General features: G+C 73.1%; 9 protein-coding genes and 1 tRNA gene. 3 read left to right on the forward strand and 7 right to left on the reverse strand.

Translation table 11 applies throughout. From position 1 onward, the window contains the following. The first annotated feature begins 278 nt into the window (after positions 1–278). The gene (locus tag JT723_RS10065; protein ID WP_205044177.1) at positions 279–1,097 is read left to right on the forward strand and encodes a class I SAM-dependent methyltransferase; all 819 of its coding nucleotides are present in this window, start codon (positions 279–281) and stop codon (positions 1,095–1,097) included. 88 nt (positions 1,098–1,185) lie between these two features. Continuing rightward, complete coding sequence (locus JT723_RS10070) at positions 1,186–3,942, forward strand: ATP-dependent RNA helicase (protein WP_205044178.1); 2,757 nt, start codon at positions 1,186–1,188, stop codon at positions 3,940–3,942. A gap of 45 nt (positions 3,943–3,987) precedes the next feature. Here JT723_RS10070 and JT723_RS10075 read toward each other — a convergent pair whose 3' ends face one another. The 5 genes from JT723_RS10075 to JT723_RS10095 all read right to left on the reverse strand — a co-directional run bounded on the left by JT723_RS10075 (position 3,988) and on the right by JT723_RS10095 (position 11,210). After that, positions 3,988–5,250 (reverse strand): lytic transglycosylase domain-containing protein, encoded by a 1,263-nt coding sequence (locus JT723_RS10075; protein WP_205044179.1) that lies wholly within the window; start codon positions 5,248–5,250, stop codon positions 3,988–3,990. Between the two features lie 188 nt (positions 5,251–5,438). Then, positions 5,439–8,153, reverse strand: a complete 2,715-nt coding sequence (gene polA / locus JT723_RS10080; protein ID WP_205044180.1) for a DNA polymerase I — start codon at positions 8,151–8,153, stop codon at positions 5,439–5,441. Between the two features lie 69 nt (positions 8,154–8,222). Continuing rightward, positions 8,223–8,696: a PaaI family thioesterase gene (locus tag JT723_RS10085; protein ID WP_205044181.1), complete on the reverse strand. Its 474-nt coding sequence runs from the start codon at positions 8,694–8,696 to the stop codon at positions 8,223–8,225. An 83-nt stretch (positions 8,697–8,779) separates the two neighbouring features. After that, a complete protein-coding gene (locus JT723_RS10090; RefSeq protein WP_205044182.1) occupies positions 8,780–11,065 on the reverse strand; it encodes an FdhF/YdeP family oxidoreductase in 2,286 nt (761 codons plus the stop codon). A 72-nt stretch (positions 11,066–11,137) separates the two neighbouring features. Beyond that, positions 11,138–11,210 (reverse strand) — tRNA-Leu (locus JT723_RS10095). Between the two features lie 98 nt (positions 11,211–11,308). Between JT723_RS10095 and JT723_RS10100 the strand changes: the two genes are divergently transcribed. Then, on the forward strand, positions 11,309–11,962 hold the full coding sequence (locus tag JT723_RS10100) for an ANTAR domain-containing response regulator (protein ID WP_205044183.1): 654 nt from the start codon (positions 11,309–11,311) through the stop codon (positions 11,960–11,962). A gap of 67 nt (positions 11,963–12,029) precedes the next feature. Here the strand turns inward: JT723_RS10100 and JT723_RS10105 are convergent, their stop codons facing one another. Together JT723_RS10105 and JT723_RS10110 are read right to left on the reverse strand one after the other, a co-directional pair. Beyond that, positions 12,030–12,746, reverse strand: a complete 717-nt coding sequence (locus JT723_RS10105; RefSeq protein ID WP_205044184.1) for an ABC transporter ATP-binding protein — start codon at positions 12,744–12,746, stop codon at positions 12,030–12,032. Beyond that, positions 12,743–13,606, reverse strand: coding sequence for an ABC transporter ATP-binding protein (locus tag JT723_RS10110; protein WP_205044185.1), 864 nt, complete (start codon positions 13,604–13,606; stop codon positions 12,743–12,745). Before JT723_RS10110 ends, JT723_RS10105 begins: the two co-directional genes overlap by 4 nt. Positions 13,607–13,610 lie beyond the last annotated feature (4 nt).

The raw sequence follows: 13,610 nt of genomic DNA on the forward strand, positions 1-13,610 counted from the left end.
GAAAGGACTCCGGTACGGACAGTAAGTCGTAGGTACTGCTACGCCTGGAGCCTTTTTCAATCCTGCCCCGATACCGACGGCCGGGGGCCGTGGGGATCTGCAACAGATTCGAGCGTGGCCTGCTCCGTCTGAGGCGCGCAGGCTCGCAGCGCAACTTGTAGCATACGGGGGCAGCCGGGCACGGTCAATGCACGAAGAGCGCACCGGGCGCGTAACGAACCAAACCGGCGCAAGTCCCCCGACCGCAGGTCTTCTCAGAGAGTACGACGACTGCCGCGATGATCCAAGGACCTGAACCTGAAGCTACCCGGCGCAGCGCCGGGATCACGGAGAGCAGCCGGGCCAGCCGCGGCTGGTGGGACCGCAACGCGGACGACTACCAGATCGAGCACGGCGACTTCCTCGGCGACGACCGCTTCGTGTGGGGCCCCGAGGGCCTGGACGAGGCGGAGGCCGCGCTGCTCGGCCCCGCGGCCGGGCTGAAGGGCCTCGACGTGCTGGAGATCGGCGCCGGCGCCGCCCAGTGCTCGCGCTGGCTGGCCGCGCAGGGCGCACGCCCGGTCGCCCTCGACCTGTCGCACCGGCAGCTGCAGCACGCCCGCCGCATCGACCAGGAGCCGGGCCGGGCGCCGCTGCCGCTGGTGCAGGCCGACGCCGCCTTCCTGCCCTTCGCCGACGCCTCCTTCGACCTGGCCTGCTCCGCGTACGGGGCGCTGCCCTTCGTCGCCGACACCGGCAGGGTGCAGCGCGAGGTGCGCCGGGTGCTGCGGCCCGGCGGGCGCTGGGTCTTCTCGGTCACCCACCCGGTGCGCTGGGCCTTCCCTGACGAGCCGGGACCCGAGGGGCTGACCGCGGTGTCCTCCTACTTCGACCGGACCCCCTACGTCGAGCAGGACGACCGCGGCCTCGCGGTATACGTCGAGCACCACCGCACCCTCGGCGACCGCGTCCGGGAGATCGCGGCGGCCGGGCTGCGGCTGGTCGACCTGGTCGAACCCGAGTGGCCGCAGTGGAACGAGCAGGAGTGGGGCGGCTGGTCCCCGCTGCGCGGCAGCCTGCTGCCGGGCACCGCGATCTTCGTGTGCGTGGCCGAATGAGGCGTGGCCGAATGAGGCGTGGCCGAATGAGGCGACGCGGGGCCGCACGCGGCAGCGGGGCCGGCGCACGGGCGGTGCCGTGCCGCCGGTGATCAGGCCGGAAGGGCTGGCCCTTCCCGTCGCCGCGGTCGTGCCCGCGCTGCTCGACGCGCTCGCAGGCCCCGGGTGCGCGGTGCTGGCAGCGCCGCCCGGAACCGGCAAGACCACGCTGGTGCCGCTGCTGCTGGCCGGGGCGCAGGGCCGCCCGGCGGGCAGGGTGCTGGTCGCCGAGCCGCGGCGGATGGCGGCCAGGGCCGCCGCCCGGCGGATGGCGTGGCTGCTGGGCGAGCCCGTCGGCAGGACCGCGGGCTTCACCGTACGCGGCGAGCGGAGGGTCTCCCCTGCCACGCAGGTGGAGGTGGTGACCACCGGGGTGCTACTGCAACGCCTGCAGCGCGACCCGGAGTTGGCGGGCGTCGGCACCGTCGTGCTCGACGAGTGCCACGAACGGCACCTCGACGCCGACACCGCGATGGCCTTCCTCCTGGACGTACGCGCCACGCTGCGGCCCGAGCTGCGGCTGGTCGCCGCGTCCGCGACGACCGACACGGCGGCCTGGGCGGCCCTGCTCGACGCCCCGGTGGTGGAGGCGGCCGACGTCCTGCACCCGGTGGCCGTGCGGTGGGCGCCGCCGCCGCGGCAGGTGCGCCCGCCGCACGGCATGCACGTCGACCCCGCGCTGCTCGCCCATGTCGCCGCCGTCGTGCGCACCGCGGTCGCCGAGGACACCGGCGACGTGCTGTGCTTCCTGCCCGGCGTCGGGGAGATCGCCCGGGTGGCCGGAATGCTGTCCGGGCTCGGCGTGGACGTCCTGCAGCTGCACGGGCGCGCCCCGGCCGCCGCCCAGGACGCGGCCCTGGCCCCCGGACAGCGCCGCCGGGTGCTGCTGGCCACGTCGGTGGCCGAATCCAGCCTGACCGTGCCGGGGGTGCGGACCGTGGTCGACAGCGGGCTCACCCGCGAGCCGCGCATGGACCACGCCAGGGGCCTGGGCTCGCTCACCACCGTCCGGGTCTCGCGTGCGGCGGCCGAGCAGCGCGCGGGCCGTGCCGGGCGTGAGGCGCCGGGCACCGTCCACCGCTGCTGGGCGCAGGGCGAACACGACCGGCTGGCCCGCAGGCCCGCACCGGAGATCGCCCTTGCCGACCTCACCGGCTTCGCCTTGCAGGCCGCCTGCTGGGGCGAGCCCGACGTGACGGGTCTTGCCCTCCTCGACCCGCCCCCGCCCGGCGCGATGGCCGCCGCCCGGGCCACCCTGCGCACTCTGGGCGCCGTCGACGCGGAGGGCCGCGCCACCGCGCGGGGCCGCCGCCTCGGCCGCCTCGGGCTGCACCCGCGCCTGGCCCGCGCGCTCCTCGACGCGGCACCCGTGGTGGGCACCGCTCGCGCAGCCGAGCTGACCGCCCTGCTGTCGGAGGAGGTCCCCGCGGCCTACGGCGCCGACCTGACCGCGGCCTGGCACACCGCACGCCGGGCGAAGGACGCCTACGCCCCCCGCTGGCGCGCCGAGTCCCACCGCCTGTCCGCCGCCTCGACCTCGCGCGACGACGGCCCTGCCGCGGGACGGGGCAGCAGCCCGGAACCGGGCGGGATCAGCACCGAGTCCCACCGCCCGTCCGCCGCCTCCACCTCCCGCGACGACGGCCCTGCCGCCGACCGGAACGACAGCCCGGAACCGGGCGGGATCGACACCGGGTCCCACCGCCCGTCGGCCGCCTCCACCTCCCGAGATGACGGCCCTGCCGCGGGACGGGGCAGCAGCCCGGAACCGGGCGGGATCGACACCGGGTCCCACCGCCCGTCCGGCGGCCTGGCCAGGGGTCGGGAGTCCGGCGGGCTCGGTGACGACGCCGCCGCCGGGCTCGTCGTCGCGCTGGCCTTCCCCGAGCGGGTGGCCCGGCGGCGGCCCGAGGGCGGGTATCTGATGGTGTCGGGGACAGGGGCCGAGGTCGGGGGCGGGCTCGGGGAGGCCGAGTGGGTCGCCGTGGCCGTCGCCGACCGCGGGGTGGGACGTGCCGCGGCGCGGGTGCGGCTCGCGGCGGTGGTGGACGAGGAGACGGCGCGGGAGGCGGCCGCCTGGGCGCTGGAGCGCTACGAGGAGGTCCGCTGGGCGCAGGGCGACGTGGTGGCCAGGCGGGTGGAGCGGCTGGGCGCCGTGGAGCTGTCGGCGGCGCCGCTGCGGGAGCCGGACCCGGCCGCGGTGCAGGCCGCGCTGCTCGACGGGCTCGCCACCGAGGGCACGGGCCTGCTGCGGTGGAGCAGGGACGCGGGTGAGCTGCGGCAGCGTATGGCCTTCGTGCACAGGGTGCTGGGGCCGCCGTGGCCGGACGTCGCCGAGGACGCGCTGCTGGACCGGGCCGGCGAGTGGCTCGGGCCCGAACTGGCCCGCGCCCGGCGCCGCGCGGACCTGGCGCGGATCGACGCGGGCGCCGCGCTGCCGCGGCTGCTGCCGTGGGCGACGGGTGAGGCGGCCCGTTTCGCGGAGCTGGCGCCCGAGCGCATCGAAGTGCCCAGCGGCTCGCGCATCCGGGTGGACTATGGCGGTGAGCAGCCCGTACTGGCCGTGAAGCTGCAGGAGTTGTTCGGCCTCGCGGAGTCCCCGCGGGTCGCGGGGGTGCCCGTGCTGGTCCATCTGCTGTCGCCCGCGGGGCGCCCCGCGGCGGTGACCGCGGACCTCGCGTCCTTCTGGCGGGAGGGCTACCGGGCGGTGCGCGCCGAGCTGCGTGGCCGCTACCCGCGGCACCCGTGGCCCGAGGACCCCTCGACGGCGGCGCCGACCCGGCGCACCAACGCCCGGCGCGGCTGAGGCGGACCCCAGCCGCGCCGGACGGCGGTCATGCCTGCGTCGCGGTCACGGCGTCGGCGTCGGCGTCACAGCCTCGGTCGTCGGGGCGCCGCTGTCGGCCGGCGTGGGCGTCGCGGAGTCCGTGGGCGTCGGTGTGGCACACGGGTCGTCGGTGGGCGTGTCCGTCGGCGTGGGAGTGGCCGAGTCCGTGGGTGTCGGCGTGGGCGTCGGGGTGCACCCGGGCGTCGTCGGCGGGTCCGTCGGGTCGGTCGTCGGCGGCGTCGTGGGATCGGTCGTCGGCGGTGTGGTCGGCGGGCTGCTCGGCTCACCGGTCGTCGGGGGTGTGCTGGGCTTGCCCGGCGGGGTGCCCGGCGCGGCCGGCGGACGGCTCACCGAGGGGGCGGGGGTGCCGCCCGGCGCGGGGGTCGTGGACCCGGGCGGTGTGGGCGGCGCCGACGGGGTGCCGGTCGGCGACAGCGGGTTGGTGGTGCCGGGGCCGCCGGGGTTGTCGGGGACGCTCACCGCGCCGCCCTGCATGAAGTGGTTGTACCAGGCCTTGACCAGGTCCAGGTACGCCTGCGAGTGGTTGTAGCCGAGGATCGCCCGGTCCATGTCCTGCGGCACGGCCAGGTCGCGCCCGTCGGCGCACAGGTAATGGGCGGCGGCGAGCGCGGCGTCGTAGACGTTGTTGGGGTCGTCGACCCCGTCGCCGTTGCCGTCCACCCCCCAGTGCTCCCACGTCGAGGGGATGAACTGCATGGGGCCGACGGCCCGGTCGTGGACGGGGTCGCCGTCGTAGCGGCCGCCGTCGGTGTCGCTGATGTCGGCGAAGCCGTCGCCGTTGAGCACGGGGCCGAGGATCGGCGAGTACGTGGTGCCGTTCGCGTCGACCGAGCCGTGCCGGGCCTGTCCCGACTCCACCTGGCCGATGGCGGCGAGCAGTTGCCACGGCAGGTGGCAGCCGGGGTCGGTCTGCCGTACGGACGCCTCGGCGCGCTGGTAGGCGGCGAGCACGGTGGCGGGCAGTCCCACGCCGTTGCCGGGCAGGTTCACCGACGGGCCGCCGGGCGTGGTCGTCGGGGACACCAGCGGCGGGCCGGTCGGGGTGTTCAGTGGCGGCAGGTCCGTGATGTACGGCGAACCGCCGTCTATGGCCGGGCCGGGCGGCGGTGTCACCGCGGGCGGCTGGTCCTGCTGCTCGGCTGCGGCGTGCGCGACCGGGAGGAAGCCCGGTGCCTGCGACGCGCTGAGCGCCGCCATCGCCGCGGCGGCGACCGCGGTGCCCGCCGCTCCCCTGCGTAGCCTCCGGCCATAACGCCGCGCTGCCATAGGGCGGTCCCCTCCCACGTACCCGAGCGCGCCGTTTCCGGCGCCACAACTCGACCGACCCTACGGCAACTTGCACCACGTGACCACCGCGTCGGCATGCTCAAAATGTGCGTAAACGGGCGTCACTCTTTTGTCACAGCGCAGCGTTTCCCCGCAGGTCACCCGCGCGTCGACCGGCCGAGGCCGGCTCAGTGCGCGGCCGACTCCCAGTCGGAACCGTCACCCACGGAGACGTCGAGCGGTGCCCGAAGGGGATACGCCCCGGCCATCTCGCGGCGCACCAGCGCCTCGACCTTCTGCCGTTCGCCGGGGGCCACTTCGAGCACGATCTCGTCGTGCACCTGCAGCAGCATCCGGGACGCCAGGCCCTCCGCGGTGATCGCCTCGTCCACCCGCAGCATCGCGATCTTCACGATGTCGGCGGCCGACCCCTGGATGGGTGCGTTCAGCGCCATCCGCTCGGCCATCTCGCGGCGCTGCCGGTTGTCGCTGTTGAGGTCGGGCAGATAGCGGCGGCGGCCCAGCAGCGTCTCGGTGTACCCGGTGACGCGGGCTTCCTCCACCACCCGGTGCAGATAGTCCCGCACCCCGCCGAACCGCTCGAAGTAGGTCTCCATCAGCGCCCGGGCCTCGGCGGCCTCGATGCCCAGCTGCTGCGACAGGCCGAACGCCGACAGGCCGTACGCCAGCCCGTACGACATCGCCTTGATCTTGCGGCGCATCTCCGCGTCGACCGCGTCCCTGCCGACCCCGAAGACCTGCGAACCGACCGTGGTGTGCAGGTCCTCGCCCGAGGTGAAGGCGGCGATCAGGCCCTCGTCCTCGGACAGGTGGGCCATCACCCGCAGTTCGATCTGGCTGTAGTCCGCGGTCAGCAGCGACTCGTAGCCCCCGCCGACGACGAAGCCGCGCCGGATGGCCCGGCCCTCGTCGGTGCGGACCGGCACGTTCTGCAGGTTCGGGTCGGTGGACGACAGCCTGCCGGTCGCCGCCACGATCTGGCTGAAGGTGGTGTGGATGCGCCCGTCCGGGGCGATCGTCTTGACCAGGCCCTCGACGGTGACCCGCAGCTTGGCCTGCTCCCGGTGCCGCAGCATGATCACCGGGAGTTCGTGGTCGGTCTGCGCCGCCAGCCATGCCAGCGCGTCCGCGTCGGTGGTGTAACCCGTCTTGGTCTTCTTCGTCTTGGGCAGCGCCAGCTCGCCGAACAGCACCTCCTGCAGCTGCTTGGGCGACCCGAGGTTGAACTCGTGCCCCACCGACGCGTGCGCCTCGGCCACCGCGTGCTGCACCGCGGCGGCGAACTGCTGCTCAAGGCCCTCCAGATGGGCGCGGTCCGCGGCGATGCCCGCCCGCTCCATCCGCGCCAGCAGCGCCGAGGTCGGCAGCTCCACGTCGTGCAGCAGCTCGGCTGCGCCCACCTCGGGCAGCCGCTCGGTGAAGGCCTCGCCCAGGTCGAGGACCGTACGCGCCTGCACCATCAGCGCACCGGCCGCCGCCGCGCCCTCGTCCTCGCTCTCCTCGCCGAAGGCCAGCTGCCCGCTCCCGGAGTCCACCGGCGCCAGCTCCCGGCCCAGGTACTCCACCGACAGCACGTCCAGCGCGAAGGAGCGGCGGCCCGGCTTGATCAGATACGCGGCCAGCGCGGTGTCCATCGACACGCCCGCCACCGACCAGCCGTGCTCGGCGAACACCCGCGCGACGTTCTTGGCATTGTGCAGCACCTTCGGGCGCTGCGGATCGGCCAGCCAGCCCGCGAAGGCCCGCTCGTCGGCCTCGTCCAGCTGCGCCGGGTCGAACCAGGCGGCGTCCTCGGCCGAGGCCAGTGCCACCTGTGTGACGCTGCCCGCGCCCAGTGCCCAGGTGTCGACGCTGGCCAGCCCCAGCGGTGTCCCGCCGTGCGCGGCCAGCCAGTCGGGCAGGTCGCCGGCGGCCAGCACCGTGCCCTCGACGGCGACGCCCTCGGCGATCTCCGCCTCCTCCTGCTCCGCACCGGGGTCCGCCGCGAACAGCCGCTCCCGGAAGTTCGCGTTGCGGAACTCCAGCACGTCCAGCACCCCGACGAGCGTCTGCCGGTCGTAGGGCACCCGCTCCAGGCCCTCGGGGGTCAGCGGCAGCTTCACGTCCCGCACCATCTCGGTCAGCCGCCGGTTGAGCTTCACGGCCTCCAGGTGCGCCCGCAGGTTCTCCCCGGCCTTGCCCTTGACCTCGTCCACCCGGTCCACGAGCTCGGCGAAGGAACCGAACTGGGTGATCCACTTGGCCGCCGTCTTCTCCCCCACCCCGGGAATCCCGGGCAGGTTGTCCGACGGGTCGCCGCGCAGCGCGGCGAAGTCCGGGTACTGCTGCGGGGTCAGGCCGTACTTCTCCTCGACCTTCGCCGGCGTGTAACGCGTCAGCTCCGAGACGCCCTTGGTCGGGTACAGCACCGTGACATGGTCGCTGACCAGCTGGAAGGAGTCCCGGTCGCCGGTGACGATCAGCACCTCGTAGCCCAGCTCCTCGGCCTGTGTGGCAAGGGTGGCGATGATGTCGTCCGCCTCGTACCCGTCCACCGCGAAGCGGTTGACGCCCATCGCGTCCAGCAGCTCCCCGATCAGCTCCACCTGGCTGCGGAACTCGTCGGGGGTCTTGGTCCTGGTCGCCTTGTACTCCGGGTACTCGTCGAAGCGCCACGTCTTGCGCGACACGTCGAAGGCGACCGCCAGATGCGTCGGCTGCTCGTCACGCAGGGTGTTCGACAGCATGGACGTGAAGCCGTAGATCGCGTTCGTCGGCTGGCCCGTGGCGGTGCTGAAGTTCTCCACGGGCAGCGCGTAGAACGCCCGGTACGCCAGCGAGTGCCCGTCGAGCAGCATCAGGCGGGGGCGGTCGGTCGTCGTCTTCGATGCGTTCTTTGCCACGTACGGATCCTCCCACGCCCCTGTGACATTCCCGTCCCACACCGGGGGCGGGCCGCGGGCGGGCGCGGGTCAGGCCGTCGCCGCGGGAGCCGCCGGGCGCAGCATGCAGGTCAGCCGGGCGGTGCACACCCGCTTGCCCGAGGCGTCGTCGGTGATCACGACCTCGTAGGTGGCCGAGGAGCGGCCCCGGTGCACCGGGGTCGCGGTGCCGGTGACCAGGCCCGACCGCATACCGCGGTGGTGCGTCGCGTTGAGGTCCACGCCGACCGCGATCTTGCTCGGGCCGCCGTGCAGCATCGCCCCCACCGAGCCCAGCGTCTCCGCGAGCACCGCGGAGGCACCGCCGTGCAGCAGGCCGTACGGCTGGGTGTTGCCCTCCACCGGCATCGTGCCGACCACCCGCTCGGGCGACGCCTCCAGGATCCGGATGCCCATCCGCTCGCCCAGGTGCCCCGCGGAGAACAGCGCCTCCAGGTCGATGCCGAGCCCGGCGTACTGCTCCAGGATCTCCTGCGGGAAACGGGGGACGGTCTGCTCGCCCATGCGGTCGGCTCCGATCGGCTCGGTCGCTGCGGTTTTCGGTGTACCGGACAGCTTTCTACCGGCTTTCTACCGCACGGAACCGGTCAGCGGCGCGTGGGGTCCGCCACTTCCAACCGGATGACGACGGACTTCGCCGCGGGTGTGTTGCTGGTGTCCGCGGTGTGGTCCAGCGGGATCAGGACGTTGGTCTCCGGGTAGTACGCGGCCGCGCAGCCCCTCGGCGTCGGGTAGTGCACGACGCGGAAACCGTCCGCACGCCGCTCGCTGCCGTCGGTCCACTCGCTGACCAGGTCCGCGTAGTCCCCGTCGCGCAGCCCCGCTGCGGCGGCGTCCCCGGGGTGCACCAGCACCACCCGGCGGCCGCCCTTGATGCCCCGGTAGCGGTCGTCCAGGCCGTAGATGGTGGTGTTGTACTGGTCGTGCGAGCGCAGCGTCTGCAGCAGCAGCCGCCCTTCCGGCACCTGCGGGTATTCCAGCGGCGCCGCCGTGAAGTTGGCCTTGCCGGTGGCGGTGGGGAAGGTCCGCGAGTCCCGCGGGGCGTGCGGCAGGGTGAAGCCGCCGGGCCTGCGCACCTTGGCGTTGAAGTCGCCGAAGCCGGGCACGACCCGCGAGATGCGGTCCCTGATCAGGTCGTAGTCCTGCTCGAAGTCCGCCCAGGGCACCCGGCTGCGGTCCCCGAAGACCGCCCTGGCCAGCCGCGAGACGATCGCCGGCTCCGACAGCAGCTGCGGCGACGCGGGCGCCAGGCCCCCGCGGGAGGCGTGCACCATGCCCATCGAGTCCTCGACGCTGACGAACTGCTCACCGCCCGCCTGCCGGTCCTTCTCCGTACGCCCCAGCGTCGGCAGGATCAGCGCACGCGCCCCCGTCACCACGTGCGAGCGGTTCAGCTTCGTCGACACGTGCACCGTCAGCCGGGCCTGCCGCATCGCCGCCTCGGTCACCGCGGTGTCGGGCGAGGCGGCCACGAAGTTGCCGCCCATGGCGAAGAAGACCTTCGCCTCGCCGTCCCGCAGCGCCCGGATCGCCCGCACCACGTCGAGGCCGTGCTGCCGGGGCGGCTCGAACCCGAACTCGTCCCGCAGCGCGTCGAGGAAGGCGGCGGGTGGCCGCTCGAAGATGCCCATGGTGCGGTCGCCCTGCACGTTGCTGTGCCCGCGCACCGGGCACACCCCGGCGCCCGGGCGCCCCACATTGCCGCGCAGCAGCAGGAAGTTGACGACCTCGCGGATCGTCGGCACCGCGTGCTTGTGCTGGGTCAGGCCCATCGCCCAGCACACCACGACGCTCTTCGCCTTGCGTACCAGCGCGTCCAGCCGGTCGATGTCGGCGCGGTCCAGGCCGGTGGCGCGCAGCACCTCGTCCCAGTCCGCGGCCAGGGCCGCCGCCTGGTACTCGGCGAAACCGTGGGTGTGCTCGGCGATGAAGTCCCGGTCGACGGCGTCCGCCTCGATCAGCAGCCGCCCCAGCGCACGGAAGAGCGCCTGGTCGCCGCCGAGCCTGACCGGCAGGAACAGGTCGGTGAGCACCGTGCCGCCGCCCGCCAGGCCCGACGCCTTCTGCGGGTTGCGGAAGCGCTCCAGGCCCGCCTCGGGCAGCGGGTTGACCGTCACGATCGTCGCGCCGCCCTGCTTGGCCTTCTCCAGCGCCGACAGCATCCGCGGGTGGTTGGTGCCGGGGTTCTGGCCCGCCACGATGATCAGCTCGGCCTGGTAGAGGTCTTCCAGCAGCACGCTGCCCTTGCCGACCCCCAGCGTCTCGGTCAGCGCGGAACCCGACGACTCGTGGCACATGTTCGAGCAGTCGGGAAGGTTGTTGGTGCCGAACTCCCGGGCGAAGAGCTGGAAGAGGAAGGCCGCCTCGTTGCTCGTACGGCCCGAGGTGTAGAAGACCGCCTCGTCCGGCGAGTCCAGGGCGCCCAGCTCGTCCGCGACCAGCTCGAAGGCCCGCTCCCACGGCACCGCCTCGTAGCGCTCGGCCCCCTCGGCCAGATACATCGGCTGGGTGATCCGCCCCTGCTGCCCCAGCCAGTAGCCGCTGCGCCTGGCCAGGTCCGCGACCGGGTGCTCGGCGAAGAAGTCCGGCGTCACCCGGCGCAGCGTCGCCTCCTCGGCGACCGCCTTGGCACCGTTCTCGCAGAACTCGAAGGTGTGCCGGTGCTCCGGCTCGGGCCATGCGCATCCCGGGCAGTCGAAGCCGTCCTTCTGGTTGACCTTGAGCAGGGTCAGCGTCGCCCGCCTGGCGCCCATCTGCGCCCCGGCCGCCGCCACCGTATGGCCGACCGCCGGAAGCCCGGCTGCCGCCTTCTTCGGTGCGCTGACGCGCGGTGCGTCCTGGACGGGATCCCCAACGGGCGGCTTCTTTGCCATGCCCCCCATTATTGCCACGCTCCTCCGGTACGACCCCCGACGAGGGGGGCCTACCGGGATTCGAAGGCGGAGTACCCCGGGTGGGATTCGAACCCACGCTGGATGCTGTTTGAGAGCACTGCCTCTTCCGCTGGGCTACCGGGGCCTCTTCGAAACGAAGGCCGCATCGCGACCTCCGTCGTCCAACCTTAGCGGAGCTGGGTAGGCTCTAGGAGCAGCACCCCGCCTGAAACGAGGAGCACCGTGAGCGCCCCCGACGAGTCCGCCGCTCAGTCCGGCGACAGGTCCGACGAGCAGTCCGAGCAGTCGCATGTACCTCCGCTGACCACCCGGGTCGTCATCGCCGAGGACGAGGCGCTGATCCGGCTGGATCTGAAGGAGATGCTGGAGGAGGAGGGCTACTCGGTCGTCGGTGAGGCCGGCGACGGGGAGACGGCGGTCAAGCTCGCCGAGGAGCACCGGCCCGACCTGGTGATTCTCGATGTGAAGATGCCGGTGCTCGACGGGATCTCCGCGGCCGAGCGCATCGCGGGCGAGAAGCTGGCGCCGGTGCTGATGCTGACGGCCTTCTCGCAGCGGGAGCTGGTGGAGCGGGCCAGGGACGCCGGCGCGATGGCGTATCTGGTGAAGCCGTTCAGCAAGAGCGACCTGGTGCCCGCGATCGAGATGGCGGTGAGCCGCTTCCAGGAGCTGCGGGCGCTGGAGGCGGAGATCGCCGACCTGTCGCTGCGGCTGGAGACGCGCAAGCTGGTGGACCGGGCCAAGAGCGTGCTGCAGACGAAGTACGGGCTGACCGAGCCGGCCGCCTTCCGCTGGATCCAGAAGACGTCGATGGACCGGCGGATGTCGATGCAGGCGGTCGCGCAGGCCGTGATCGAAGAGGTCACGGAGAAGTAGCGGCAGGTCACGCAGGAGGGGCCGCACCCGGTTGCCGGGTGCGGCCCCTCGCCTGCTGCCGGGGGTGTCAGTCCTCGCCGAGGTACGTCTTGCGCACGCCCTCGTCGTGCAGCAGGTCCTGGCCGGTGCCGGAGAGCTTGATGGCGCCGACCTCCATGACGTGTGCCTGGTCGGCGAGCGACAGGGCGGCCTGGGCGTTCTGCTCGACGAGCAGGATCGTGGTGCCCTGCGCCTTGAGCTCGACGATGGTCGCCATGATCTTCTGCATCATGATCGGCGACAGGCCCATGGAGGGCTCGTCGAGCATGAGCAGCTTGGGCTGGCACATCAGCGCCCGGCCCATGGCGAGCATCTGCTGCTCACCGCCGGACAGGGTGCCCGCGGCCTGCTTGCGGCGTTCGCCGAGGATCGGGAACAGCTCGTAGGCCCGGTCGATGTCCTTGCCGATCCCGCCGGAGTCCTTGCGCAGGTACGCCCCGAGCTGCAGGTTCTGCTCGATGGTGAGCCGGGGGAAGATGTGCCGGCCTTCGGGCGAGTGGGCGAGGCCCAGGGCGACGACCTTGTGCGGCGGGACCCGGGTGAGGGGCTTGCCGTTGAAGACGATCTTGCCGCCGGTGGGCTTGAGCAGCCCGCTGAGGGTGCGCAGCGTGGTGGTCTTGCCGGCGCCGTTGGTGCCGATCAGGGTGACGACCTGGCCGGCTTCGACGGAGAAGGAGATGCCCTTGACCGCTTCGATCTTGCCGTAGGAGACCCGCAGGTTCTCCACTTCGAGCAGTGCGGTCATCGGTCGTTCTCCTGCTCGCCGGTCGTCTGCTGCCCCTCGGCGGGGGCGGCCTCGAAGGGTTCGCCGAGGTAGGCGGCGATGACCCGCTCGTCCTGCTGTACGACCTCGGAGCTGCCTTCGACGAGCTTCTCGCCCTGGACGAGGACGGCGACGCGGTCGCACAGGTTGAAGATGAAGCGCATGTCGTGCTCGATGACCAGGACGGCGATGCCCTGGTCGCGTACGGCGAAGACGAGTTCCTCCGTCGCGCGGGTCTCCTGCGGGTTCATGCCCGCGGTGGGTTCGTCGAGCAGCAGCAGTCCCGGTTCGCTGGCCAGGGCGCGGGCGATCTCCAGTTTCCGCTGCTCGCCGTAGGGCAGGTTGCGGGCCAGGTGGTCGGCCTTGGCCGCCAGGCCGGTGAACTCCAGGAGTTCCATGGCCCTGGCCCGGGAGCGCGCCTCGGCCCGGTGGTAGCCGGGGCCGCGGATGAGGGCGGACATCAGGCCCTCGCGGGTGCGGGTGTGCCGTCCGACGAGGACGTTCTCCAGCACGGTCATGTTCGCGAAGAGCCGGATGTTCTGGAAGGTGCGGGCGATGCCGGCCTTGGTCACCAGGTGCGGCTTGGGCGGCAGCACCGTGCCCCGGTAGCTGACGGTGCCCTCGGTGGGGACGTACAGCCCGGTGAGGCAGTTGAAGAAGGTCGTCTTGCCCGCGCCGTTGGGGCCGATGAGGCCGACGATCTCACCGGTGTTGACGGTGAGGTCGACGTCGCGGACCGCGGTGAGGCCGCCGAAGCGCATGATGACGCCGCTGGCCTGGAGCAGCGGGGCGCCGTCGGGCGCCTGCTCCGGGGTGGGCTGCTGGGGAATGGTGGTGGTCATGGTG

Origin of the sequence: Actinacidiphila bryophytorum (assembly GCF_016916835.1) — a bacterium.
Classification (GTDB): Bacteria; Actinomycetota; Actinomycetes; order Streptomycetales; family Streptomycetaceae; genus Actinacidiphila; species Actinacidiphila bryophytorum.

Coding starts and splice junctions, on each gene's coding strand:
- JT723_RS10065 (WP_205044177.1), top strand. CDS start 279: ATGATCCAAGGACCTGAACCTGAAGCTACCCGGCGCAGCGCCGGGATC.
- JT723_RS10075 (WP_205044179.1), bottom strand. CDS start 5,250: ATGGCAGCGCGGCGTTATGGCCGGAGGCTACGCAGGGGAGCGGCGGGC.
- JT723_RS10085 (WP_205044181.1), bottom strand. CDS start 8,696: ATGGGCGAGCAGACCGTCCCCCGTTTCCCGCAGGAGATCCTGGAGCAG.
- JT723_RS10090 (WP_205044182.1), bottom strand. CDS start 11,065: ATGGCAAAGAAGCCGCCCGTTGGGGATCCCGTCCAGGACGCACCGCGC.
- JT723_RS10105 (WP_205044184.1), bottom strand. CDS start 12,746: ATGACCGCACTGCTCGAAGTGGAGAACCTGCGGGTCTCCTACGGCAAG.
- JT723_RS10110 (WP_205044185.1), bottom strand. CDS start 13,606: ATGACCACCACCATTCCCCAGCAGCCCACCCCGGAGCAGGCGCCCGAC.